This window comes from Gulosibacter sp. 10 (assembly GCF_900163695.1).
In the GTDB taxonomy this organism is placed as follows: Bacteria; Actinomycetota; Actinomycetes; order Actinomycetales; family Microbacteriaceae; genus Gulosibacter.
This window is the reverse complement of sequence record NZ_FUIC01000022.1, coordinates 35,957-61,733: the sequence shown is the minus strand read 5'-3', so window position 1 is coordinate 61,733 and position 25,777 is coordinate 35,957. Positions and strand designations below refer to the sequence as shown.

The window sequence follows — 25,777 nt, the reverse complement described above, 5'->3', positions numbered from 1 at the left end:
GTCTCAACTATCCGTTTCACGTGAAACTGCTCATACCTCGATTCTCGTGAGAGCCGTACCGTTGGTCTTCGTGAATCCTTCAAATCACAGAACGGACCACGGCGCAGGTCATACGAGTCCCCGTTCGCAACCGGCCGTTCGCGACCCCCGTGTCACTCCCGCAATCTGTTGGGTAAAACCGAATGGTGAGGCGACCCGTCCTGCTCCTGCTCCTGCTCCTGCTCCTGCTCCTGCTCCTGCTCCTGCTCCTGCTGCCGCAAGGTGCCAGCAGCGTGTTGTCTCGGAATGCGTGGAACCTGACGAAACGAACTCGTTCCATTCGTAATGGGAGCGCCACAGACAACCAAAACTCAGCGTCACTAACCGGCTTCCGACACCCGCCCGAGCGTCTGAGCGCCTCCGCTTACCCAGCCCAGTGCCAGTCGTACGACCAGATCTAGCCTCGCTCTACGTATCTCCCACAGCAAGTCCTGACGTGAACAGGGACATTGCCAATGCCTCCCGTGGTCGTCATCGGTTTCACGTGAAACACCCCTCGTCCGCAGAACGCGACACCGTCAGTGACCACCTCCAGTCACGCTTCTGCGGGCCCATGACGCCATCCGCGCCTTCTCAATGTCAACCAGACATATGCCTCCCCGGCTGCTGAACGTCACCAGGCCCGCTCACCTCGAGTCCATTTCAGGAACGGTGAGCAAAGTGCGTGCTCGACTTGTCGATTGAGCGTGTCCCGATTGAGATGCTGGCGAGAAGTGCAGGCCTCGAGAACGCACACCTCCGAAACATCGTCGAAGTGGAAGTGGCTGACCGCCTCCAGGCAAGCCTGTCCTGCTTCGCCGATATCCGAGCAACCCTCCCGCTCTTCCAACTCGTGAAGCCTCCCGGGGAACTCGTTCGGCCCCTGATGATGACGCTTCCGGGAGCACATGTCGTACCCGAAGCCAACAGCAGGGCACGCACGCGACCGCCGGCCGTGCGCAGTCGCGTCGGCATGTGTGGTACTTCGCAGTGAACCGAGCTAGGTAGACGGAGAAAGCGGAAGATGCTTCGTCTATGGGACTTCCGATTGTTCCTGCCCAAACCGGCCTCTTGGCGTCTCTGTCAGGCCAAGGAGGGGTTTCACGTGCGCACAGGGACTGACGACATGCAGACCACTATCCAGCGTTCACAACAGGTCAATGCCCACCTCGTCCAGGAGGTTTCTGCCGAAGCTTCGGCCCCTTGGGGGCTGCCGACTACTAGTTCCGGGAACCTGCACTGGTGGGCAGTCAATGAACTACCTCGTTCGGTTGCGGTCTGTCCCGCTCCGCTCTGTGTAGGCGAAGTGGTTTCACGTGAAACACACCGCTGCTCGGTAGTCCTACTCGACGTCTTGACGCACAACCTTCCGCCTGCCGTGCCACAAGTGCGTACCTCTACGAGAGAGCACCACCTCCTAGCGGGAGGACAGCAGCCACCGGGTCCCGCTAGGCAACCAAAAGTCATCTCGTCCCCGAACGCCGACCCGATGTCGGGTCTTGTTCCGGGCGTGGGTGCTGTTACGACTACGGCTCTGCCCGCGACTGCGATGAGATTGCCGCAGTGGAGCGGTTCCTGACACCTGCGGATCAGTGGGGTCAATTGCTTGTCATTGGCAAGACCGATCTCAACCAAGCACTACTCCGGGCCAGTACTACTCCGGGCTACGCATCGGGCATAGTCTCTCGACTCCACCTACCGAGAGCACCCACACGTGAACCCAGAAGCATGGCTGATCACCCCGGCCCCTCCTCCAATCGACCAGTTGTGTTCCCGAGGACGAGCCCCTGAAGGATCGGCTTCTTTCCCAGCACTGCCGGTACCGGGTGGCCGGCGCATCTTGTGCCCGCAACTGTTGCTCATATTCGCTGTTGGGGAGCGAGTCGGCCTCATGACGTTCCACGTGAAACCTACCCACAATGCCCGTTCACGGCCTGCGCATTCCTCTCAGCCCTCCGGAGCAGGCCGTCGAAGACTGTACGACCGTGACCGGTTCAGGACAGGTAGGAGTACCGCCTCCATAGGCCTCTCTCTGCCTCGTGTGACTGAAGGGACCTGGATCATTGGTTGTCCCGGTTCGGCAAGCGGTACAACCCATCGTCTGAATGCATAGGCCCGACACCAGGTGGCTTCAGTTCACACCTCGTTGAGTACCGATGTAGCTTGATTCGGAGCACTCGCGATCGCCCCAACATGGATGAGTGCCTCGCCTCAATGAACCTCGTACGCGGGAAATCCGACCCGGTACCGCCCCTGATCGGAGAATTTCAACGCCCGGACCGTTCTTGTCAGGCTTCCGAGGTGGACGCTCGAACTCAAACACCCCGTTTCACGTGAAACGTCACTCTGATACCGACGCGCGCTCGTCGCTGGGCACACCACTGGCCCGGGAGCTCGTACCACTGAACTTAATCAGCCACAGACCCTGGCTCCTGCTTACGCATCTCGTTGGTCGTATTCGTGGCTGAGGCGACCACGTCACTCCAGTAAGCCATGGGGATAGTCAATCAGTTCCGAGCAACTCGTTGCGACATCCACAAAACGAGCCCCCAACACGACACTCGTCCGGTCTGCGGACGGAGCGGATTCCTTACCTCACGCGCAGTTTGAGCACTGGTAACCCGGGCTGGTGTACTCGACCAACGACATGCGTTGAGTCGGAGCGATTCCTCCCACCGTCTTGTCTCTGTCACTGTCGTTCTGATTCGTTCTCTCGACCCATCCGACTGAGGCTGGTCGCCCGAACTCACGTCTGTCTCCGTCCCGTTTCACGTGGAACAGACCAACGGTCATCGCCTCATAATGAACGAAATCACGGAAGCATTACTGCTTTGACCCCTGTCAGACGACGAGAATCGGCGAGAAGTACAGTCGTCCACGCGTGCTCCGCAGCGGCTGCCCTGGATCGACCTTGTGTCGTGCCTCTCTAGCGACACGTGAACATTCTTCCCACCCAAACGGGCTGCGAGCGCCACCATTCGGAGATCGGCTCCCCGCTGTCCACTGTGCCGGCCTGCTCCATACTCGATTGTCTTGGCACGACGGAACCTGATTCGCTTCGGGAAAGTTCGCAAACTCCACGCTACGGGCGGCGCCAAGGGGCACTAGACAGGCATTCGGGGAGCGCCAGATGTAGTGCTCGAATACAGTTCTTCAATCGAACATTCGCAGGCGGGATGTTCCACGTGAAACACCATCCTCTGACCGTGGTCGCTTCGTTCCTACACCTCGCCGTTGGTAGGGGACCTGGCGGAGAGTCACCCTCGAAGAAGCTTCGATGTATTCGGGTTTCATGGTCGATTTCACATGCCGTTGATCCCATACAGTGCTCCGTCGAGTGAGGGCCCACGACTGAAGATCCATACAGAAGGGCCGTCTCCGCGCGCCCTCATCCACGCGGATGCCGCTCAGATCCCCTCGAAACGAGCGAGAGGTTTCACGTGAAACCGATTCATCAACGGTCCATCTCTCTCGATTCTGGCTCGGCACTGCTTGATTGAGATGAAGTCGAAGCTGGAATGTTCCCGAATCATCAGGCCCTCCTTCCGTCACCATTCCTGCAGATGAGTTCCGCCCTCCGGGTTCACCGTCCCCGACGAGAACCGTACACATCTTCCACCGCATAGAGCGCCTCGTCTCGGCATGCGGATTTTCGTTCGTTGAAAAGAACCGGCAACATACGGCCGCGTACGGCTTCGCATGACGTGAGGATTCATCGAGTATTCGCGACAAAGGTCATCGTGGCCGTATCGCGTCAAGGAGTGATGCCTCGTGCCTTGCCGGAGCCGTGGAGCACGAGCAAGTCGGTTCTCTGTTCGTTTGCGCCACTCCACGGGAGTCACGATCCGAGAGACCTGCTGATCCGTCTTCGATACCCTTATACCGGGCGCCGAGCATACCCACCGCAATGCGTAGAACGTTCACGAGCCCAACCGCGTTGGGTGACTGTCTCCTGTCCAACGGCCATGGAGCCATCATGGGTTCACTCGCAGACGCTTTGGCTGTTCGATTGATTCGTTCGGTTCATCGTCGGCGGTGTCGTGTGGCCCGAGCGGCGTTCAGACTTCACATCTTTCGTGCGCACCTATGCCGTTTCACGTGAAACGACAGTCGGTACCGATGACGGAGCAGTCCGTAGCTCTTGCTCAACAGGTTGAGATACTGCAACCACCTTCTCCGTGTATGCCTGGATTACCCTACGGTTTCAGAACACACACTGCTGTTTCGACGGCGGGCTGCCGCCCGCTAGGGCTTCGCTCGATCTCTCCCAATTCCTCGGACCCTCGCGGCGCAGGTTCTCCGGCCGCGCAATGTACATGACACTCGACCAAATGGCTCACCCGGGTAGCTGGAGTGTTCCACGTGAAACGACCCTGAGTGCTCATATCATCCAATGCTCGGAGACGAAGGCTCCATATTCTCCTCTTACCCTCCGTAGGAACCACCAGTACTCGGCTCAACCGAGGGGGTCGGTCCTCCTTAGAGGTAAGTCTTCCTGTAATGCATACCCATTGGATTGGTCCCGCAGCGTAAAACCCCAGCAGTGATACGGCTTCGTCTCCGTACGAAATGCAGCCTCAGTCCGCCCGAATCGCGTTTGACGACGGCTTCATTGCCGCACACTTGCGAATACCTCTCGTGATGATCGCCCTCGCATCTGGTTCACCTCGCCAAGACAGGCAGGAGAAGTACCGTGCACACGAGCTGTCCATCGCGAGACAACACCTGACCAAGCGTCTACGACCCCTCTTCTGCTGCGTCCCTTGGTTTCACGTGAAACCGCCCTGAAATGCCGCGAAACGACACTGAACATCGCACCATACGCAGGCTGTGGAGAAGCGACACGCTCTGAAATGGCGTGCTTCCGTGGGAAGGTGCGCTCCCTACTCGTCGAACAGAACATTCCTTGGCTTCATGTATCTAGGGTTTCACGTGAAACATCTGCCCACATGACAGGCACCGTATGAGCTCTGCTTCCTGGCAAGAGAGGTGAACATCAGTCTCGTTGGAGGATCCCCTTGAGCCCCGAGGTCGCATTCGCCCCGGGGTCATCTTACGAGCAGGACAACATCTTCTACTCGAGTCGGATCGACGACCAACGTGGGACACCTCAGTACTTCGAAGCGGACTCGGTCTCGAGGTCGACTACGTCTAAGAGGAGCTCCCACCATCGAGTCGACATTCTCCATCGATATCGGTCACCACCGGTTCTCCGGCAAGCGCTCCGGACACGCCCCTTCTTGGAGGAGCAATGACAAAAGCGCTCGGGAAGGGTGCGCACCTTCTGTGCGTCTGAGATACCCGCTGAGCAATATTCGGAGTATCGAGAAAAACAGGTTCTCTCATGACTCTCCGCAGGAAACTGGACAAACCCATGACGTACCGTCATTCTGCATCCAAATCAGTAGATGTAGATACAGCCAGCGTCAGAACGGATCCTCTCAACGGCATATTCTCGGAAGAACGAACGCACGACATGAAGTTTTCCTGCCCTGATCAGGCTTTTATCGGCAAATCGAGGCAGCACCAGCAAGGCAAGAAGGGTTTAGGTTTAGGGAGGGGGCAGTAGGGTAGCCAGCACAGTCTCGGCATCAGCTCTGCTTCCTCGTGTGTTCGGTAACTCCTCGGCAGTCCCACTCGAGTATTTGATGAGCTCGCCGATTCGACTACGACGACCAGGCGCGGAACGTTCGTCCAGATCCGAAAAGAGAGACCATCCCATCAACGATCTTCAGGCGGCACTCACGCACCCACGATCTACGCCCTCTACCTCGCTCGCTGCGCTTCGGACTATGCCGTCGCACCGGACGCGGACCCCGATGGAACCGCCACGAACAGGTGCAGCTCCCAAACCAGATCAAGATCGCATCGCAGCCGGGGCCAATCACGATGGTCCCCGACTATCACGCCTAAACCTCCCGACCGCGCTCGATAACACCCAACGCAGACCGAGCATCGCGCGCGTCAAAGCCACACCGCCCTGGTGGCGGGACCCGACACGCACCTCCACTCGCAGCCGGCTCGAGCCATCCGCGCCGCCCTCGACAGGGTCCCGCACGCCCGCGTCGACGGGCCCCGCACGGTCGAGATCGACGAGGCCTTCGCCGCCGTCGGCATCCACTCCACCCGCGAGCTCGGCATCGATCCCGCGATCGTCAACGTCCACGGCGGGCGATCGCGCTCGGGCATCCCATCGGCACGTCGGGCGCCCGCATCGTGGGCACGCCGGCCCGCCGCCTCGCCGCGCTCGGCGCCGATAGCCTCGGCGCCGCGGGGATCTGCGACGGGGGGCATCTGCGACCGGGGCATCGACGGCACGGGTCAGGGCAGCGCGGTCATCCTCCGCGCGCTGTAGGCCGGGAAACGGCTGCGGGGCGGGACCGCAACGGTCCCGCCCCGTATCCTCGTTCCGCGCGGCTACTCGACGGTCGCGCGGACCACGCGCGTCGGCTCGGTATCGAGGTCCTCCCCGACCTCCTCGACCCGGACGTCCTCGAGCTTGAAGCGACGGATCACCTTCTGCGCCTTGGCGATCTCGGCCTCGGCGGAGCGGCCCTTGAGCAGCACGATCTCGCCCCCGTAGCGCACCAGCGGCACCGTCCAGGGCAGCAGCTTCGAGAGCGCGGCGACCGCGCGAGCGGTGACCTGGTCGAAGGCCGACGAGTCCTCGATCTCCTCGGCCCGCGCCCGCACCGCGGTGACGTTCTCGAGCCCGAGCTCCTCGATCTGCTGCACGAGCCAGGAGTGCCGCCGCTCCATGGGCTCGATGAGCGTGAACTCCACATCCGGCCGCGCGATGGCGAGCGGGATGCCCGGCAGCCCGGCCCCCGAGCCGACGTCCCCCACCTTGCCCGCGAGCAGCGGGGCGATGAGCGCCGAGTTGACGATGTGCCGGGTCCAGAGCCGGGGGTACTCGAGCGGCCCGAGCAGTCCCAGCAGCTCCCCGTCGCGGACGAGCGCGTTGGCGTACGCCTGGGCGATCCCCAGCCGGTCGCCGAACAGCGTCGCCGCCACCTCGGGTCGGGGCTCGACCTCGATCCGCTCGCCCTCGATCTCGAGCTCCATGATCGGCTCGGGAACGGCCTGCGCAGCACTCATGCTCACTCCTGGACGGCCTAGTCCTGCTGCTCGTCGGCAGCGGGGGCCTGCAGGACGGTGTGGCGGTCGCGCCCCTCGCCCTCGCTCTCCGAGAGATAGCCGCGGTCGGCCGCGAGGTCGTGCACGATCTTGCGCTCGTAGGAGGACATCGGCGGCAGCGCCGCCGTCGCCGCGCCCTCCTCGATGCGCTGCACAGCCCGCACCACGAGCTCCTCGAGCTCGCGGCGGCGCGCATCCCGCGAGCCGCCGACATCGAGGATGAGGCGCGAGAACTCGCCGGTCTCGGCCTGCACCGCGAGGCGCGTGAGCTGCTGCAGCGCCTCGACCACCGGGCCGGAGGAGAGCTTGGACAGGTTCGACTCGCCGTCGGCCGTCACCGATACGTAGGTGCGCCCGTTCTGCTCGTCGATCTCGAGGTCCCCGTCCACATCGGCGATGTCGAGCAGCTCCTCGATGTAATCGGCGGCGATATCGCCCTCGTCCCGATCCTCGTCCTCGGCGTCCTCGTCCGGCTCGTCCTCGAGCTCGGCGTCCTGCGCCTCGGCGATCGTCTCGGGCTCGACGGCCTCGACGGCCTCGGCCTCAGGGCGCTCGGCGTCCTGCTGCTCGGTGCTGGCTCCGTCGGTGCCGGCGTCATCGGTGCCGGTGTGCTCCGTGCTCATGCATGTCCCTTTCTTGGGCCTAGTCGGGGCCCGCGCCCCGTCCGTCGGAATCTACTTCTTCTTCTTTTTCTTCTTCTTCGAGCGCTGCTTCGAGACGGGCTGCTGGCGCTGACCGGCCGGCTTCGGCTCGATGCCCTGCTCCTCGAGCTTCTTCTTCTTCTGATTCTCGGGGTTCTCGGGCGAGGTCTCCCACTTGCCCGCGGCGCGGAGGCGCTCCTCGCGCTTCTTCGCCGCCTCGGATCCCGGAGTCGGCATCGCGCGGATGGTCCACCACTGCTGGCCCATGGTCCACAGGTTCGAGAGCAGCCAGTAGGTCATCACGCCGATGGGGAACATGAATCCCGTGACCGCCATCACGAGCGGCAGGATGTACATCATCATCTGCTGCTGGCGGTACATCGGCGAGGCCTTGGCCTGCGGCGAGACATTCTGCGCGGTGATCTGGAACTGCGTGAAGAACTGCGAGCCGACCATGAGCACGATGATGGTGATCGCCACCACGATCACCGACACGTTGCCGCCGGGGTCGCTGAGCACCGCGCTGAGCGGGGCGCCGAAGATAGTCGAGTTGCCGAAGGAGTGCGCGAGGTCCTCGTTCATCAGGCCGACGCCGGCGGTTCCCGCGTTCGCCGCATTGAGCACGCGGAACAGCGCGAAGAAGATCGGCATCTGGATGAGCATCGGCCAGCAGCCGGAGAGTGGGCTCGACCCGTGCTGCTTGTACAGCGCCATGATCTCCTGCTGCTTCGCCTGCTGGGAGAACTGGTCGCGCTTGTTCTTGTACTTGTCGTTGATCTTCTGGAGCTCGGGCTGGATCTCCATCATGCCGCGCATGGACTTGATCTGGCGGATCATGAGCGGGATCATCGCCGAGCGCACGATGAGCACGAGCAGCAGGATCGACAGAACCCAGGTGAGACCGCTGTCGTAGTCGAGGCCGATGGCGGTGAGGCCGGTGTGCCCGGCGACGAGGATGACCTCGATCAGCCACTTCAGCGGCCAAAGGATTGTGTCAATGAAGCCCATTGGGGATGCTCAATCTTTCGGTTGGAGGGTGGATACTACGAAGCCTGCCGCGGTCCGGCGCAGCGCATACGGGCGCCGCGGCTCCGGCACCTCGTCGAAGTCGGGTTTGGCCCAGGGGTGGCAGCGCAGGATCCGGCGCGCCGCGAGCCAGCCTCCGCGCACGAGGCCGTACGTCTGCACCGCCTCTAAACCATACGCGGAACACGTGGGGTAATAGCGGCACACGTCCCCGTAGAGCGGCGAGATGACCTTGCGGTAGCCGAGCAGCAGCGCCACGCCGACGTTCCTCGGGAGGAGGACGATGTTGTGGAGCGCCCGACGCACGTCACTCGACCTCGTCTCCGCAGGAGCACTGCTCCGGGATGGCGCGGACGCCGAGCCGTTCGGATGCGGTGAGCACGGCCCCTCGGACCTTCGACCGGAGCTCCTGGTAGTCGTACGCGGCGGCCTCCGGGAAGACCCGGATGACGAAGGACGCCCCCGAGGGCACGAGGAGGAGCAGTTCGCGCGAGATCGCCTTGAGGCGCCGGCGGAGGCGGTTCCTGACAACAGCAGCACCCACCCGCTTCGTGATGATGAATCCGAATCGAGTGGGTGCTGTGGCATCGGTGCGCAGTTCGCCGAGAACGACTAAGCCGCGTGCGCCGACCCGAAGGCCCCTGCGGGAGATCCGACGGTAGTCGTCGCCGCGGGTGATCCGATTCGGGTGGGCGAGCACCGAGCTCAGGCCGAGAGGACCTTGCGGCCCTTGCCGCGGCGCGACGAGAGGATGGCGCGGCCGGCGCGAGTGCGCATGCGTGCGCGGAAACCGTGCTTGCGGGCACGACGACGGTTGTTCGGCTGGAAAGTACGCTTCGACATGAGAATGCTCCGGAAGTTTGGGCCCCTGTAACGGGGAACGACTGAGCGCCCTGACTATGGGCTCAACCGGAACAGACTACGTCGGACAAAGTCTCAGGTCAAGTATGAAGGTTGCCGAGCCCCTGTAGCACGGTTCGCCTGACGCCCCGGCACGACTCGCCGAGAACTCGATATTCGGTTGGGTTAAACCCTTGCGCAGGACATATGCTGGTCGGTCTACGACCGAACTGTGCACAAGTTTACACAGTTATCCACAGCGGCTGTGCATAACTTGCAGCCGCAGGTTGGTCCGGGGCAAGATCAAGCCCGACACACCACCACACCGACCGCCGAAACGACAGCCGACGCTTCATCGCACCGATGGCGCCGCGAAGGGAGACCGCATGACCGAGGACATCGATGTCGTCTGGTCCTCGCTCCTGGAAGCGCTCAAGACCGATGACAGGGTCCCGGCGTCGATGCGCGGCTTCTTCCGACTAGTGGTGCCGAAAGGCCAGATGGGAGACACAATCTACCTCGAGGTCCCCAACGTCACGACCCGCGAGATGATCGAGACCCGGGGCCGCGAGCCGCTGTTCGCCGCGATCCAGTCCCTCGATCCCTCGGCGGGAGTGGCGAACTTCGCGGTGGTCGTGAACCCCGACATGCAGCGCGAGGCCGCGCCGGATGTCGTCGAGTACGAGCAGGAGCCCTCGCAGCCCAGCGCGCTCGAGCAGGCGAGCCTCGCGCAGACCGTGGCGGACCCGAATATCCACACCCTTTATCCACAGGATGGGGCCGCGCCGGCCACCATCCACCAGGCCCCCTACCATTCCGAGGCGCCGGCGTCCTCGACCACGCACGACTCGCGGCTCAACGACCGCTACACCTTCGAGAACTTCATCATCGGCGGCTCGAACCGCTTCGCGCACGCCGCGGCCGTCGCGGTGGCCGAGGCCCCGGCACGCAGCTACAACCCCCTCTTCATCTACGGCGATTCCGGGCTCGGCAAGACGCACCTGCTCCACGCCATCGGCAACTACGCCGAGAACATCTACCCCGGCATCCAGGTCCGGTACGTGTCGAGCGAGGAGTTCACGAACGACTTCATCAACTCGATCGCCGCGAACCGCGGTCAGGAGTTCAACGACCGCTACCGCAACAACGACATCCTGATGATCGACGACATCCAGTTCCTGCAGGGGAAGGACTCCACGATGGAGGCCTTCTTCCACACCTTCAACACCCTGCACGAGCACAACAAGCAGGTCGTCATCACCTCGGACGTGCCGCCCAAGCAGCTGACCGGCTTCGAGGACCGGATGCGCTCGCGCTTCGAGTGGGGGCTCATCACGGATGTGCAGTCCCCCGATTTCGAGACCCGCATCGCCATCCTCCGCAAGAAGGCCGAGGCGGACCAGATCGATCTGCCCAAGGACGCCGTCGAGTTCATCGCCGTCCACGTCAACGGCTCCATCCGCGAGCTCGAGGGCACGCTCATCCGCGTCACCGCCTACGCGAACCTCAACCAGCAGGCGATCGACCTCGATCTCGTGACCACGGTGCTCAAGGACCTCATCGTGGACGACAACGAGCCGAGCATCATCGCGCCGCAGGACATCATCCGGGAGACCGCGGACTACTTCCGCCTCACCGTCGAGGACCTCTACGGCTCCAGCCGCTCGCAGGCCATCGCCACGAGCCGGCAGATCGCCATGTACCTGTGCCGGGAGATGACGAACCTCTCCCTGCCGAAGATCGGCCAGCTGTTCGGCGGCCGCGATCACACCACCGTGATGTACGCGCACCGCAAGATCACGAAGCTCATCACCGGCGATCGCTCCGTCTACAACCAGGTCACGGAGCTCACCTCGCGCATCCGGCACGGCGCCAAGAACTAGGGCGGCCGTACGCGCCGCCGCGCACTCGGCCGCGCCGGCGTGTGCGCGTGCCGATCAGATTCTCCGTCTGTGCGGGTCAGATTCTCTGTCCGTGCGGGTCAGATTCTCTGTCCGTGCGGGTCAGGCTCTCCGTCTGCGCGGGCTCGGGGAGATCCACGCGCCCGGATCCGCGAGGCTCCGAACGATGCGCGACGCTCCGCGGCAGGTGATGAGCCGGACCGATGCGCGGAACCGAGCGGATACGCCGACCTCGGGAGACGCCCGGCCCTCCCCCGGGATCGAAGGATCGTGTCGATCTCACCGGAAGCGCCGCCCTTGGCACGGTCGCTCGACGTGTCCATAGAGGTGCCGGTGCTCAGATGCGTCGAAGTGTGCGGTTATCGGCGCTCCATAACGACGAACTTCGACGCATCTGTGTCCCCGCGCTCGTGGGCCGGGACTCGGCGGCCGGCACTCGGCGGCCGGCACTCGGCGGCCGGCACTCAGAGGCCCGCAGCGTCCGCGAATCGCACGAGCACCGAGCACCGAACACCGAGCACCGAACACCGAACACCGAACACCGAACACCGAACACCGAACACCGAACACCGACGATGATGCCTCGCCGGACGATGCCCGGCCTCCCGGCACGAGGATTTCCACCGGGACACGCCCGCCCCGGAGCCGGTCCGACCGACCCTCTCGAACCGAGTTATCCACAGGCGGTGTGGATAAGCGTGTGGAAACACCCGTGGACGGACGGTGGACGATCCGTGGACAAGATCACGGTACCGAGTTCACAAAACCTGTGGATAACTCGTGGTTTTGGACGTGAAACCATGTGGATAACCCCATCGAGCCTGTGAATAACGCAGTTTCCACTCACATCGACCCCGAAATCGACCACTTTCCATGCACCGACGAGTCACAAGTTCCACGGATGTAGTTCCCTACGGAAAGCTGGCATCCACAGAGTTATCCACATTATCCACAGCTGTTAACACTGCGGCTACGGATTTCAATCCATGAAGACGCGCTCGTGACATCGACCCGGAAGCCCGGCTCGAGATCGGATCGAACTTCTTCGATCCTTCCGACGGAGCGAGGACGAAGCCGAAACCCTGAGCGAAGATCGATACGGTTCGATGCACCGGTCTCGGAGCGCTAGCATGGGTGGTCCACCTACTCGAGAGGACGCACCGTGAAGTTCGAGGTCAATCGCGACGTGTTCAGCGATGCAGTGTCATTCGTCGTGAAGCTGCTGCCCCAGCGCCCCACCCTTCCGATCCTGAGCGGCGTGGTGCTCGACGCGAGCGATGAAGGGCTCTCCCTCTCGTCCTTCGACTACGAGGTCTCCAGCCGCACCTCCGTCGAGGCGCAGGTCGAGACCCCCGGCGCCGTCCTCGTCCAGGGCCGCCTCCTCTCCGACATCGCGAACCGTCTTCCGGACGCCCCCATCACGGTCGAGCGCACCGACGAGGGCCTCGTCATCACCTGCGGCCGCTCCACCTTCACCCTGCCCACGATGCCCCTCGAGGAGTTCCCCGCCCTGCCCGTCGTCGACGGCACCACCGGCGTCGTCTCCGGCGAGGACTTCGCGGACGCCATCGGGCAGGTCGTCGTCGCGGCCTCGCGCGAGGACGTCGCCCCGGTCATCACCGGCGTCCACCTCACCTTCTCCCCGGACGAGCTCGGCCTCGTCGCCACCGACCGCTACCGCGTCGCGGTCCGCACGATCGGCTGGCAGAGCAACTTCGCGGAGGGTGACCAGGCCCTCGTCCCCGCCCGCACCCTGGGCGAGGTCGGCAAGTCCTTCGCCCACGCCGGCGAGGTCGTCGTGACCCTCGTCACCGAGGGCGAGCGGCAGCTCATCGCCTTCACCGCCGAGGGCCGCACCGTCACCTCGCTGCTCATCAAGGGCAACTTCCCGGCCGTGTCCCGCCTCTTCCCCAAGGAGACCCCGCACTTCGCGGTGATGCAGGGCAGCGACGTGGTCGACGCCGTCCGCCGCATGCAGATCGTGATCGAGCGCGAGCAGGCGCTGCGCTTCACCTTCACGCAGGAGAGCGTGACCCTGCAAGCGACCGCGGGCGCCGACCACGCCGCCGGCTCCGAGGACTTCAGCGTCAACCTGCACGGCGACGACATGGTCATCTCCCTCAAGCCGCAGTTCCTCCTCGACGGCGTGAACGCGATCAAGTCGCCCTTCGTGCGCATCGCCTTCACCTCCACCGACAACCCGAACAAGCCGGGCCCCGTGCTGCTCACCGGCCAGACCTCGCTCGACGAGCCCGCCGAGAACGACACCTTCCGGTACCTCCTACAGCCGAACCTGCTCATGCGGTAACGGTGCACGTCACACGACTCACCCTCCGCGATTTCCGCAACTACGCCGATGCGGACCTCGAGCTCGATCCCGGCGTCCACGTCTTCGAGGGCGTCAACGGCCAGGGCAAGACCAACCTCATCGAGGCGATCGGCTACCTGTCCACGCTCAGGTCCCACCGCGTCTCCACCGACACCGCGCTCGTCCGGTTCGGGCAGTCCTCGGCGCTGGTCCGCGCCGAGCTCGCGCACGGGCCGCGGCGCCTCAGCATCGACGTGTCCATCGCCAAGAGCGGCGCGAACAAGGCGCGGGTGAGCGGGCATCCGGTCAAGGCGCGCGAGCTGCCGCGCTTCTTCACCACGGTGCTGTTCGCCCCCGAGGATCTCGCGCTCGTCCGCGGCGAGCCGGCTCAGCGGCGGTCGTTCATCGACTCCCTGCTCGCCACCCATGCGCCCCGCCTGGGCGAGGCCATCGCGAACTACGAGCGCGTGCTCAGGCAGCGCAACTCGCTGCTGCGCAGCGCCAAGGCGCAGCGGAACCGGGACGCGCTGCTGTCCACCCTCGAGGTCTGGGACGAGCAGCTGCTCGGCCTCGGCACGGAGATCATCGCCGCGCGCCTCGCGCTCGTCACTCGGCTGCGGCCCCACCTCGAGCGCAGCTACCGGACGCTCGTGGACGACGACCACCGGCCCGGGATGACGATGCGCGTGAGCGCCTTCGCCGACGCCTCGAGCCTCATGGACGAGGACGCCGCGGACGGCCAGATCCGCGACGAGCTGACGGTGGAGGAGATCCGCCGCCACTTCGCCGAGCGGCTCGCGGATGCGCGCGACCGGGAGCTCGAACGCGGCACCTCGCTCGTGGGGCCGCACCGCGACGACATCACGTTCTGGCTCAACGACCTCCCCGCGAGGATGACCGCGAGTCAGGGCGAATCCTGGTCCTTCGCGCTCTCGCTCAAGCTCGCGGCGGCGCAGCTCGTGCGCGAGGAATCGCGCACGGGCGATCCCGTGCTCATCCTCGACGACGTGTTCGCCGAGCTCGACGGCGGCCGTCGCAGCCGGCTGGCCGCCGCGGTCGAGGACTACGAGCAGGTGCTCGTCACCTGCGCGGTGCTCGCCGATCTGCCCGAGCCGCTGCGGCGGCGCACGATCCGCATCCGCGCCGGCGCCATCCTCGAGGACGACGATGCCTGATCTCGACGACGCCCTCGAGGGGCCGCCCGCGAGCGAGACCACCGAGGTCTGGCAGCGCTTCAAGGAGGTGTTCGGGGGCAGAACCACCTCCTTCCACCGCCGGAAGCGGAAGAAGAAGTCGCTCGAGGCGCCGAAGGAGGAGCAGTTCGCCTTCGGCCCCGGCCGCGAGCCGGTGGATACGGGCGATCTGCTCTCGAACCTCTTCCAGCAGTACGGCTGGGAGCAGCCGCTCGCGCAGGCCCGCGTGATCGACAGCTGGACCGAGCTCGCGGGCGAGCGCACCGCGGAGCACGCCCGGCCGCTCTACGTCGAGGACGGCACGCTCGTGGTGCAGTGCGACTCCACCGCGTGGGCCACGCAGCTGCGGACGATGCGCTCGAACATCCTCGGGACGATCGCCGAACGGGTTCCGGACGCCGGCATCGAGGACCTTCGATTCCTCAATCCGGGCGCGCCCTCGTGGAAGCACGGGCCGCGGTCCATCTCCGGTCGAGGGCCGCGAGACACCTACGGCTAGCGGGTCTGTGGTCACCCACGTCGGCGGGGGCCCGGATCGTCCTGGGCGCCTTCTCGGCCGTTTGGCGCGGTTCCTTGATAAGATGGGATGTCCGCCTCGGCGCTGCCGAGGCATTTCTACGAATTCATCTCATCAAGGAGTCCGAATCGATGAGCGAGACCCACGAGAATCACCAGGTTCCCGGCAGCCACAAGGTCGAGAACAGCTACGGTGCCAGCGAGATTCAGGTGCTGGAGGGTCTGGAGGCCGTTCGCAAGCGGCCCGGCATGTACATCGGTTCGACGGGGCCCGACGGCCTGCACCACCTCGTCTACGAGATCGTCGACAACTCGGTCGACGAGTCGCTCGCCGGCTACTGCGATGAGATCGAGGTCACCCTGCGCGAGGACGGCGGCGTCACCGTCGTCGACAACGGCCGCGGCATCCCGGTCTCGACGCACCCGGTCGAGGGCATCTCGACGCTCGAGGTCGTGCTCACCAAGCTGCACGCGGGCGGCAAGTTCGGCGGCGGCGGATACGCGGTCTCGGGCGGCCTGCACGGCGTGGGCTCCTCCGTGGTCAACGCGCTGTCGACGAAGTTCATCGCCGAGGTGAGCCGCGACGGGCACGAGTGGACCATGGAGTTCCGCGACGGCGTGCCGCAGTACTCGATCCTGGAGGGCGAGGCCACCGATCAGACGGGGACCCGCATCACCTTCTACCCGAACGGCGGGATCTTCGAGACCGTCGAGTTCGACTTCGAGACCCTGCGCTCCCGCTTCCAGCAGATGGCCTTCCTCAACCGCGGTCTGCAGATCACGCTCGTCGACGAGCGCAACCCGGCCGCGCTGAACGCCTCCCTCACCACCGTGAGCGAGGTGCTCGAGACGGAGGCCGAGGGCGAGGACGACGCCGAGGCGGACGGCTCGTGGGAGCCGCGCGTCCAGGTCTTCAAGTACGACCGCGGGCTCGTCGACTACGTCGACCACATCGTGAAGCGCAAGAAGGTCGAGGTCGTCCACGACGAGGTCATCGAGATCGTCGAGGAGGACAAGGAGCAGGCGATCTCGCTCGAGATCGCCATGCAGTGGACCGAGGCGTACAACGAGTCGGTGCACTCCTTCGCGAACACGATCAGCACCAAGGAGGGCGGCACCCACCTCGAGGGCTTCCGCTCGGCGCTCACCAGCGTGATCAACCGGTACGCGCGCGAGAAGAACCTGCTCAAGGAGAAGGACGAGAACCTCGCCGGCGAGGACGTCCGCGAGGGGCTGGCCGCGATCATCTCGGTCAAGCTCGGCGAGCCGCAGTTCGAGGGCCAGACCAAGACCAAGCTCGGCAACACCGAGGCGAAGACCTACGTGCAGCGGGTCATGACCCGCGCGATGCTCGAGTGGCTCGACCGCAACCCCTCGCAGGCCCGCGAGGTCATCCGCAAGGCGAGCCAGGCGTCCGCCGCCCGCATCGCGGCGCGGCGCGCCCGCGAGCAGACCCGCCGCAAGGGGCTCCTCGAGTCGAGCGGCATGCCCGGCAAGCTCCGCGACTGCACCTCCCGCAACCCCGACGAGTCCGAGATCTTCCTCGTGGAGGGCGACTCGGCCGGCGGCTCGGCGGTGCAGGGGCGCAACCCCCGCACCCAGGCCATCCTGCCCCTGCGCGGCAAGGTGCTCAACGTCGAGAAGGCGCGCATCGACCGCGCGCTGCAGAACGCCGAGATCCAGTCGATGATCACGGCGTTCGGCACCGGCATCGGCGACGACTTCGACGCCCAGAAGGCCCGCTACCACAAGGTGATTCTGATGGCGGACGCGGACGTCGACGGCCAGCACATCACCACGCTGCTGCTCACGATGCTGTTCCGCTTCATGCGCCCGCTCATCGAGGCCGGCTACGTGTACCTCGCGATGCCGCCACTGTACCGCCTCAAGTGGACCAACGCGCCGCACGACTACGCGTACTCGGACGAGGAGCGCGACGCGCTGCTCGAGAAGGGGCGCGCCGCCGGCCGCCGCCTGCCCAAGGACAACGCGATCCAGCGCTACAAGGGCCTCGGCGAGATGAACTACAACGAGCTCTGGGACACGACGATGAACCCCGAGACCCGCACGCTGCGCCAGGTGAGCATGATCGACGCCGAGGCGGCCGACGAGGTGTTCTCGACGCTCATGGGCGAGGACGTCGAGTCGCGCCGCGCGTTCATCCAGCACAACGCCCACGACGTGCGCTTCCTCGACATCTAGTCCGCGCCCGCACCGCACCGACCTTCATCACCGAATCACAAGGCTGAACAACGCACATGGCTGAAGAGACCGATCTCACGAACGACGCGGCGAAGCCGCACGACCGCATCGAGCAGGTCGACCTGCAGCTCGAGATGCAGCGCTCCTACCTCGACTACGCGATGAGCGTGATCGTCGGACGCGCGCTGCCCGAGGTGCGCGACGGGCTCAAGCCCGTGCACCGCCGGGTCATCTACGGGATGTACGACGGCGGCTACCGCCCCGACAAGTCCTTCTCGAAGTGCGCCCGCGTGGTCGGCGACGTCATGGGCCAGTACCACCCGCACGGCGACTCCGCGATCTACGACACCCTCGTGCGCCTCGTGCAGCCGTGGTCGATGCGGTACCCGCTCGCGCAGGGCCAGGGCAACTTCGGCTCGGCCGGCAACGACGGCGCCGCGGCGCCGCGGTACACCGAGACGAAGATGGCGCCGCTCGCGCTCGAGATGGTGCGCGACATCGAAGAAGACACCGTCGACTTCATGGACAACTACGACGGCCAGACGAAGGAGCCCACGGTCCTGCCGGCGCGGTTCCCGAACCTGCTCGTCAACGGCTCCGAGGGCATCGCCGTCGGCATGGCCACGAAGATCCCGCCGCACAACCTGCGCGAGATCGCCGACGGCGCGCTGTGGGCGCTCGAGCACCCCGACGCGACGCGCGAGGAGCTGCTCGACGCGCTGCTCGCGCGCATCCCCGGGCCCGACTTCCCGACCGGCGCGCAGATCCTCGGCACCAAGGGCATCCAGGACGCCTACCGCACCGGCCGCGGCTCGATCACGATGCGTGCCGTCGTGAACGTCGAGGAGATCGGCGGGCGCACGTGCCTCGTCGTCACCGAGCTGCCCTACCAGGTGAACCCCGACAACCTCTCGGACCGCATCGTGCAGATGGTGCGCGACGGCAAGCTCAACGGCATCGCCGACATCCGCGACGAGACGAGCGGCCACACCGGCCAGCGGCTCGTGATCGTGCTCAAGCGCGACGCCGTCGCGAAGGTCGTGCTCAACAACCTCTACAAGCACACGCAGCTGCAGGACACCTTCGGCGCGAACATGCTCGCGATCGTGGACGGCGCCCCGCGCACGCTCCCGATCGACGGGTTCATCCAGCACTGGGTGGACCACCAGGTCGAGGTCATCGTGCGGCGCACCCAGTACCGCCTGCGCAAGGCCGAGGAAGAGGTCCACATCCTGCGCGGCTACCTCAAGGCGCTCGACGCGCTCGACGAGGTCATCGCGCTCATCCGCGCCTCGCAGACCGTGGAGATCGCCCGCACGGGCCTCATGGAGCTGCTCGGGGTGGACGAGATCCAGGCCTCGGCCATCCTCAACCTGCAGCTGCGCCGCCTGGCCGCGCTCGAGCGCCAGAAGATCACAGACGAGGCGAACCGCCTCGAGGCGCTCATCCTCGAGTACAAGGCGATCCTCGCCTCTCCCGAGCGCCAGCGCGAGATCATCTCGGAGGAGCTCACCGAGATCGTCCGCCGCTTCGGCGACGACCGCCGCACCGAGATCCTGCACGGCTTCGACGGCGGCGTGAGCGACGAGGAGCTCATCCCCGTCGAGGAGCAGATCGTGACGGTCACGCGCGACGGCTACATCAAGCGCACCCGCAGCGACCAGTACCGGTCGATGCACCGCGGCGGCAAGGGCGTGCGCGGCGCGACGCTCAAGGCCGACGACATCGTGCAGCACTTCTTCGTCACCACCACGCACCACTGGCTGCTGTTCTTCACGAACTTCGGCCGCGTGTACCGGGCCAAGTGCTACGAGCTCGTCGAGGCCGGCCGCGACTCGAAGGGCCAGCACATCGCGAACTTCCTGCCGCTGCAGCCGGATGAGGAGGTCGCGCAGATCCTCGACCTCGAGAGCTACGAGGACGCGGAGTACCTCGTGCTCGCGACCCGCCAGGGCCTCGTGAAGAAGACCTCGCTCGAGCTCTACGACACGAACCGGCAGGCCGGCATCATCGCCATCAAGCTGCGGGACGGCGACGAGCTCGTCTCGGCGATGACGGTGAACAGCGACGACCACGTGTTCCTCTTCTCGCACGACGGCCAGTCGCTGCAGTTCGAGGCGAACGACGACCAGCTGCGCCCCATGGGCCGCGGCACCTCCGGCGTCAAGGGCATGTCCTTCCGCGAGGGCGACTACCTCATCAACGCGGCCGTGGCCGCGGCCGAGAGCGAGCTGTTCGTCTTCACCGTGACGGAGGGCGGCTACGCCAAGCGCACCGCGGTGGCGGACTACCGCATCCAGGGTCGCGGCGGCCTCGGCATCAAGGTGATGAAGCAGTCGGCCGACCGCGGCGCGCTCGCCGGCGCGATCCTCGTGAGCGAGGACGACGAGGTGCTGGCCATCCTGAACTCGGGCAAGGTCGTCCGCTCGGACGTCGCGGAGTTCCCCGCCAAGGGCCGCGACACGATGGGCGTCGTGTTCGCGCGCATGGCGGGCAGGGACTCGGTCATCGGCATCGCGCGGAACAGCGAGCGCGATCTCGGGCGCGAGGAGGCCGATGCGGCAGAAGCCGAGGCCGATGCGGCCGAATCCGAGGGGTCCGAGGCCGGCGAGCCGGCGGCACCGGAGGCCCCGACTGCTTCGAGGGCCGAGGAGGCCGCGCCCGCCGCCGGTGATGCCGATGAAGACGTCGAGCGCTAGGATCGATACCCATGACATCTGTAGCGGATAAGCTCGCGAAGAAGTCGGAGCGTCGTACCTCCAAGAAGCAGGTTCGACTTCGGCTCATGCACATCGACGTCTGGTCGGTGGTCAAGCTCGCGCTCCTGGTCTCGATCTGCATCGCGATCGTGATCGTCGTGGCGGCGATCCTCCTGTGGGTCGTGCTCGCGAACACGGGCGTGATGGAGTCGGTCAACAACCTGCTCAACGACGTCACGAGCAACGAGGAGATCACCCTCGAGACCTTCGTGAACTTCGGCGGGGTGACGGCGTTCGCCCTCATCTGCGGCGCGCTGCAGATCATCGTCAACACGGCCCTCGCGGCCATCGGAGCGGTGCTCTACAACCTCGCGGTGCGCATCACCGGCGGCATGGTCTTCGGCTTCACCAACGCGTGACCGACACGGCTGCGAGAGCCGGCCGCGCAACCCCCGTCCGATTTGACGCGAGGGCGGATGCGTATGGTAATCTCGTTTCTTGTGCCGAGGGGTTACCCACAAGGTAGGCTTCGACACGGATGGGTCTATAGCTCAGGCGGTTAGAGCGCTTCGCTGATAACGAAGAGGTCCCAGGTTCAAGTCCTGGTAGACCCACGAAATCCGGATGGATTCTCGTTCGGGGCCTTAGCTCAGTTGGTAGAGCGCCTGCTTTGCAAGCAGGATGTCAGGAGTTCGAGTCTCCTAGGCTCCACAGTGAGCGCGAGCGTCGACTTTCGAGTCGGCGCTCGTTTGGGTTTCCGGAACGTCTCGGTGCGGAAGGACGGGGCGAAGGATGCGCGATCTGCTGCTCGCCGGAGGCCTCGCGGTCGTGCTGCTCGTCGCGGGCATCCTGCTCCTCCGCTTCCGGCCCTCGCACGGCAGCGCGATCCCGAAATCGAGTTCGCGGACGGTCGGGGTCATCCTCATCCTCTGCTCGATAGGACTCGTCGTCGGGCAGGCGATGGTGACGTTCGGGGCCGGTTGAGCAGGGGCGAGCGCCGTTCGGCCTACGGCTGCTCGTGTCCCGCGGCGCGGCGCACGATCTCGGCGACCTGCTCCCACGCCTCCTCGGTCGGGTCGATCAGCGCATACGAGGTCGGCCAGCATCCGCTCGGGTCGTCGAGCTCGGCGAGAGCGCTCACGCCGAAGGTCGAGTAGCGCTCCTTGTCCATCTGTCCGCTGCGGAAGAACACGACGACCTTGCCCTTCCTCCCATAGCCGGGCTGCCCGTAGTACAGCTTCGGGGCGAGATCGGGCGCCACGGTCGTGACGATCGAGTGCACCCGCTCGGCCATCTGCCGGTCGCCGTCGGGCATCTGCTCGATCTTCGCCAGCAGCTCCGCCTCCTGCGCGGCGGCCTTCTCCGCGCTCTTCGAACGCCTGGCCTCCGCCTTCAACTCGGCGGCGCGCGCCTTCATCGCGGCCCGCTCCTGAGCGGAGAACCCTCCCTCGGCGTCACTCTTCTCGGTCATCGTGCTCCTCCTCGACATGGGTGATCAGTGCTCACGACGCTAATCGACGCAGCATCGGCGATACTTCTCGATTCCTGACGAATCGCCGCGGTCGATCCGCGGTGAATCGAGATCGGAACGGCCCGGGAATCGGTGGACTCGGGATCATGTCGATTCCACTCCGATTTCCACTGAACAAGTCGGAACGATAAGGATCGGATTCCGAGTCGGAGGCGGAGCGTTCTCCCGCGGGAGCACCACCGCTGTCGATCCGGCCCGATGGGAGAATGATCCCATGCCCGACAGGATCGATCCCGCCGCGACGTCCGGACTTGCCGGCGCGTTCGACCTCTCCGCGTTCGACGGCCCCGTCGACCGCCGAGCCTCGCGGGCGTTCTTCGACTCCGACGACCCGGCGGTGGTCCGGCTGGGGCAGAGGATCATGGGCCGGCACCGCCGGCTCCGGCTCTTCGCGATCATCGGCGTCTTCGCCTTCCTCGCAGGTCCCGCGATGTACTGGTATTTGCTGTCGAACGGCATTCACCGTCAAGAGTTCGCCCGGCCGGAGGCCGTGCTCGTCGTACTGGAGTTCGCGCTCACCTTCGGCGGGTTGCTCTCCATCGTGCTGTACGCGATCGAGCCGCGCCGCGCGAACGGGAAGCACGAGTATCGAATCGCCCGGTTCGCCGAGGCCAACGGGTTCGCGTTCTCTCCCCTCAAAGAATCGGCGGGGCACGACGGCATGCTGTTCGCGAACGGCACGGGGCACCAGCGGTGGATGATCGTGCGCGCAGACCTCGCAGGCAGGCCCGTGGAATTCGGCAACCTCTTCTCCAGGCATACCGATCGTTCGGGTACCCGGCATCGCCGCGGCTACATCGCGATGCGACTCCCGGCGGGATTGCCGCGAATGATCATCGTGAAGCGCGAGAATCCGTACTTCCCGCTGACGATCCCGCGATATCCTCACGCAGACGACCTCGTCGACGTCGGCCAGGGCCGCGCGTTCCGGCTCTACGCGCCCGCGGGCGCGGCATTCGTCGCCCGGGTGCTGTTCACCCCCGATCTCGTGGCGCTGTTCTCCGGGCTGGCGAAGCGGTACACGATCGAGATCACCGGCGACACGCTCTTCCTCACCCGCCTCCGGCCGATCTCCACCGCCAGTGCTCGGCAGTGGCGTCGGCAGCTCGCCGATGTCGAGGCACTCGCCCGGTCGGTCGGCGCCTCGAGCGTGTGGCAGGTGATGCGCTCCCAGCCCAAGCGGTTCCTGCCGCGCCTGCCCGAGATCCGATTGCAGCGACCCGTATGGACCTCGCCGATGTTCGTCTGGCTGGTCGTCGGTGGCATCCTCGGGATCTCCGCGCTGATCTCCCTCCTGGCCCTATTGCCCAGGATGCTGTCATGACGGCGTTGCCCGGAACCGGATCTGCGCCGCATCGCCGACGGTAACGGGCCGGGCGCGTACGCGCGGGCTGAACCGGGCTGCGGAGCCGATCCCGGAGGGCCAGACGACTACGCTCGTGCCATGGGCATCTTCTCTCGTCGCAGCCGCCGGGGCCGCGGATTCTTCGCCAAGGAGATCGTGGAGCTCTCCGGTCCGATGACCCCGGCGGACTTGGGCGTCCCCGAATTCGAGCAGCCCGAATACGTGCGGCTGCACGTGCTCGGCTCGGACCTCGACGTGCAGCCCTTCGACTCCGAGTTCATCGTCGACGTCGAGGCGCCCGGCCGCGAGCCCTATCGCGGCCGCATCCGGTCCGGCACGACGCCCAGCAGCCTGCGCGGGCTCGTGATCGACTGGCGTGTGCCCGGCCTCGTCGACCGCGCCGACCCCGAGCAGATCGTCGTGCTCGAACCGCCCTGCGGCCCGGACCTCCCCCTCGTCGAGCCGGAGGTGCAGGCGAACCGGGACGCGCGGGACCTCCGCACCGCCGAGATCCTCGGGCGCTACCCGGTGCCGTCCGCGGCGCAGCTCCACGAACGCATGCGGCCCACCGCGCCGGCGACGCACCCGCTCTGGGACGCGGTCTGCTTCAGGATGGGGCTGCTCAGCTCGGCGGAGGCGACCGCGGTGCTCGACCGCATCCGCGCCGAGGGCGACGACTGGAGTCGGGCGAGCAGGGCGCTGCACATGAGCCGTCCCTCGTTCGAATCGAATCTCTTCCGGGAGCAGGGGAAGGCGCTCGCGCACCTCGACGACGTCGCACCGTTCGGCAAGCATTTCGACGAGCAGCCGCTCATGACGATCGGCATGGCGGTGCTGCAGCACGAGCTCATGCCCGAGCAGACGCACCCGGCCGCCTATCAGCGGGTGATCCGGCCGTTCACCGAGGTGTGCGGGCCGATCGAGGTCTCCTGAGCCTGCTGTTCCGGATGCGAATAGCGCTCATGACCTCCATAAGCGGTTCTGCGGCCTATTCGCATCCGGAACAGCAGTGGGCGGATGCCCCGCTCAGTCGTTCCAGGACCAGATGTCGTCGCCGCGCAGCGTCGCATCCGCGCCGCCGTCGCAGTAGATCACCTGGCCGGTGGCGTGCGTGTTCTGCGCGCTGGTGAGCCAGATGAGCAGGTTTGCGACCGATTCCGGCGGCTGATGCGAGTTGAGCGGCATCGGCACCGCGGCGTCGACCATGGCCCGGCCCTCTTCGGTGGCGAGGAGATCCGCGGTCATCGGGGTCTTCACCGTGCCGGGCGCGACGGCGTTGAGCGGGATGCCCGCGCCCGCCCAGGTCGGCCTGATCGACTCGCGGCGCACCCAGCGGGCGAGCGCCCGCTTCGAGGAGGGGTAGACGGCGTAGCCCGCCTCGGGGCCCTGGGCCGCGATGGACTCCGCGATCTCGAGCGCCTTCGCCTCGTCTCCGGCGAGCGAGGCCTCCACGAGCTCCTTCGAGTTCGGCTGCAGCGAGGCCATCGACGAGACCACCGCGGCGCGCGGGGCATCCGATTTCGCGAGGGTGGGCTGCAGCTGCTCGAGGAGCTCGGTCACGCCGAAGTAGTTGATCGAGATGGTCTTGGCGATGGGCGCCGAGATGCCGGCGCAGGCGATCACGCCGTCGACGGCGTCGCCTGCGAGTTCGGCGGCGCGGGAGGCCGCTTGGCTGCGTCCCTCCGCCGTCGAGAGGTCGGCCTCGACCTCCGCGTTCTTCAGGTCGATGCCGATGACCGTGTCGCCGTTCGCGCGCAGCAGGTCGGCGGTGGTCCTGCCGATGCCGGATGCCGATCCGGTCACCACGTAGGTTCTCGTCATGTCATGCTCCTAATCGTGTCGAGTGGTGTCGTCTGGGGTCTTCTCGGTGAAGCGTCCGGTCAGCCGCCGCAGCGCGGTGGTCATCTCGGCGAGCTCGGCGGCGTCGAGATCGCGGGTCGCCTCGTCGACGAGCTCGATGCCGGCGCGGTCGAGTCGATCGAACACCGCGCGGCCCTCGGGCGAGAGCAGCACCGATGCCGAGCGGCCGTCGGCCTCGCTGGCGATGCGCCGGATGAGCCCGGCCGCATTCATGCGGCCGAGCATCTTGCTCATCGTGGGGCGGGAGACGTCGAGCGATGCGGCGAGGACGCTCGGCGGCGTAGGCGCGTCGAGCGAGCCGAGCGTGTAGAGCGCGCGCACATCGCTGTCGGCGATCTGCAGGCCGGCTTCCCGCGCGACCTGCGCCTGGACGTCGACGCGGCTCCAGGTGCCGATCAGCTCGACGATCGCCGTCAGCAGCGGCGCGATCTGCTCAGACCGGCCCGTCCGGGGCGACACTTCGCTGTGCTCCATGCGCCCAGCATCGCCCAGATGATTGCCCGAGGCAATTAGTTATCGGCGGATTCGCAGCCTCGAACCCTGACCGCGCGGGGAGCAAG

19 protein-coding genes, 2 tRNA genes and 1 pseudogene are annotated in these 25,777 nt (G+C 65.7%); 13 read left to right on the top strand and 9 right to left on the bottom strand.

The window, feature by feature from the left end:
• Positions 1–5,998: 5,998 nt before the first annotated feature.
• Positions 5,999–6,373: pseudogene (locus tag FM112_RS08955) on the top strand (acetyl-CoA C-acyltransferase); the annotation flags it as partial.
• 62 nt (positions 6,374–6,435) lie between these two features.
• Here FM112_RS08955 and rsmG read toward each other — a convergent pair.
• Genes rsmG through rpmH form a run of 6 tightly spaced genes read right to left on the bottom strand, consistent with a single transcriptional unit; the run spans position 6,436 to position 9,665 of the window.
• The gene (rsmG, locus tag FM112_RS08950; protein ID WP_087006695.1) at positions 6,436–7,083 is read right to left on the bottom strand and encodes a 16S rRNA (guanine(527)-N(7))-methyltransferase RsmG; all 648 of its coding nucleotides are present in this window, start codon (positions 7,081–7,083) and stop codon (positions 6,436–6,438) included.
• Between the two features lie 50 nt (positions 7,084–7,133).
• Positions 7,134–7,778 (bottom strand): R3H domain-containing nucleic acid-binding protein, encoded by a 645-nt coding sequence (locus tag FM112_RS08945; RefSeq protein WP_087006640.1) that lies wholly within the window; start codon positions 7,776–7,778, stop codon positions 7,134–7,136.
• A 51-nt stretch (positions 7,779–7,829) separates the two neighbouring features.
• Complete coding sequence (gene yidC, locus FM112_RS08940; RefSeq protein WP_087006638.1) at positions 7,830–8,804, bottom strand: membrane protein insertase YidC; 975 nt, start codon at positions 8,802–8,804, stop codon at positions 7,830–7,832.
• A 9-nt stretch (positions 8,805–8,813) separates the two neighbouring features.
• Positions 8,814–9,080: a membrane protein insertion efficiency factor YidD gene (gene yidD, locus FM112_RS08935; protein WP_254910427.1), complete on the bottom strand. Its 267-nt coding sequence runs from the start codon at positions 9,078–9,080 to the stop codon at positions 8,814–8,816.
• Between the two features lie 49 nt (positions 9,081–9,129).
• Positions 9,130–9,522, bottom strand: coding sequence for a ribonuclease P protein component (gene rnpA / locus FM112_RS08930; protein ID WP_087006634.1), 393 nt, complete (start codon positions 9,520–9,522; stop codon positions 9,130–9,132).
• A gap of 5 nt (positions 9,523–9,527) precedes the next feature.
• A complete protein-coding gene (gene rpmH, locus FM112_RS08925) occupies positions 9,528–9,665 on the bottom strand; it encodes a 50S ribosomal protein L34 (RefSeq protein WP_087006632.1) in 138 nt (45 codons plus the stop codon).
• A gap of 383 nt (positions 9,666–10,048) precedes the next feature.
• Between rpmH and dnaA the strand changes: the two genes are divergently transcribed.
• From dnaA to FM112_RS08875, 10 genes are all read left to right on the top strand, one after another.
• Entirely contained in the window at positions 10,049–11,545 is a 1,497-nt protein-coding gene (gene dnaA, locus FM112_RS08920; RefSeq protein WP_087006630.1) for a chromosomal replication initiator protein DnaA, read from the top strand.
• Between the two features lie 1,180 nt (positions 11,546–12,725).
• Positions 12,726–13,871 (top strand): DNA polymerase III subunit beta, encoded by a 1,146-nt coding sequence (dnaN, locus tag FM112_RS08915; RefSeq protein WP_087006628.1) that lies wholly within the window; start codon positions 12,726–12,728, stop codon positions 13,869–13,871.
• Between the two features lie 2 nt (positions 13,872–13,873).
• Complete coding sequence (gene recF / locus FM112_RS08910) at positions 13,874–15,046, top strand: DNA replication/repair protein RecF (RefSeq protein WP_087006627.1); 1,173 nt, start codon at positions 13,874–13,876, stop codon at positions 15,044–15,046.
• Complete coding sequence (locus FM112_RS08905; protein WP_087006625.1) at positions 15,039–15,563, top strand: DUF721 domain-containing protein; 525 nt, start codon at positions 15,039–15,041, stop codon at positions 15,561–15,563. The genes recF and FM112_RS08905 overlap by 8 nt, the downstream gene beginning before the upstream one ends.
• Positions 15,564–15,712: 149 nt before the next feature.
• A complete protein-coding gene (gyrB, locus tag FM112_RS08900; protein ID WP_087006623.1) occupies positions 15,713–17,782 on the top strand; it encodes a DNA topoisomerase (ATP-hydrolyzing) subunit B in 2,070 nt (689 codons plus the stop codon).
• Between the two features lie 56 nt (positions 17,783–17,838).
• On the top strand, positions 17,839–20,481 hold the full coding sequence (gyrA, locus tag FM112_RS08895; RefSeq protein WP_087006621.1) for a DNA gyrase subunit A: 2,643 nt from the start codon (positions 17,839–17,841) through the stop codon (positions 20,479–20,481).
• An 11-nt stretch (positions 20,482–20,492) separates the two neighbouring features.
• On the top strand, positions 20,493–20,900 hold the full coding sequence (locus FM112_RS08890; RefSeq protein WP_087006619.1) for a DUF3566 domain-containing protein: 408 nt from the start codon (positions 20,493–20,495) through the stop codon (positions 20,898–20,900).
• Between the two features lie 121 nt (positions 20,901–21,021).
• Positions 21,022–21,095: transfer RNA gene (locus tag FM112_RS08885), tRNA-Ile, on the top strand.
• Between the two features lie 24 nt (positions 21,096–21,119).
• A tRNA-Ala gene (locus FM112_RS08880) sits at positions 21,120–21,192 on the top strand.
• Positions 21,193–21,273: 81 nt separating this feature from the next.
• Complete coding sequence (locus tag FM112_RS08875; protein WP_087006617.1) at positions 21,274–21,465, top strand: hypothetical protein; 192 nt, start codon at positions 21,274–21,276, stop codon at positions 21,463–21,465.
• A 22-nt stretch (positions 21,466–21,487) separates the two neighbouring features.
• Here FM112_RS08875 and FM112_RS08870 read toward each other — a convergent pair whose 3' ends face one another.
• Positions 21,488–21,952, bottom strand: coding sequence for a DUF1801 domain-containing protein (locus FM112_RS08870; RefSeq protein ID WP_217874496.1), 465 nt, complete (start codon positions 21,950–21,952; stop codon positions 21,488–21,490).
• A gap of 274 nt (positions 21,953–22,226) precedes the next feature.
• Between FM112_RS08870 and FM112_RS08865 the strand changes: the two genes are divergently transcribed.
• Both FM112_RS08865 and FM112_RS08860 read left to right on the top strand, forming a co-directional pair.
• Positions 22,227–23,336 carry a hypothetical protein gene (locus tag FM112_RS08865; protein ID WP_087006613.1) on the top strand — a complete coding sequence of 370 codons (1,110 nt, stop codon included), beginning with the start codon at positions 22,227–22,229 and terminating at the stop codon, positions 23,334–23,336.
• Between the two features lie 120 nt (positions 23,337–23,456).
• Positions 23,457–24,290, top strand: coding sequence for a hypothetical protein (locus tag FM112_RS08860; protein WP_087006610.1), 834 nt, complete (start codon positions 23,457–23,459; stop codon positions 24,288–24,290).
• Positions 24,291–24,383: 93 nt separating this feature from the next.
• On the opposite strand, the gene FM112_RS08855 is transcribed toward FM112_RS08860, so the two are convergent.
• On the bottom strand, positions 24,384–25,178 hold the full coding sequence (locus FM112_RS08855) for an SDR family oxidoreductase (RefSeq protein WP_087006608.1): 795 nt from the start codon (positions 25,176–25,178) through the stop codon (positions 24,384–24,386).
• Positions 25,179–25,187: 9 nt separating this feature from the next.
• Entirely contained in the window at positions 25,188–25,691 is a 504-nt protein-coding gene (locus FM112_RS08850; RefSeq protein WP_087006606.1) for a MarR family winged helix-turn-helix transcriptional regulator, read from the bottom strand.
• Positions 25,692–25,777 lie beyond the last annotated feature (86 nt).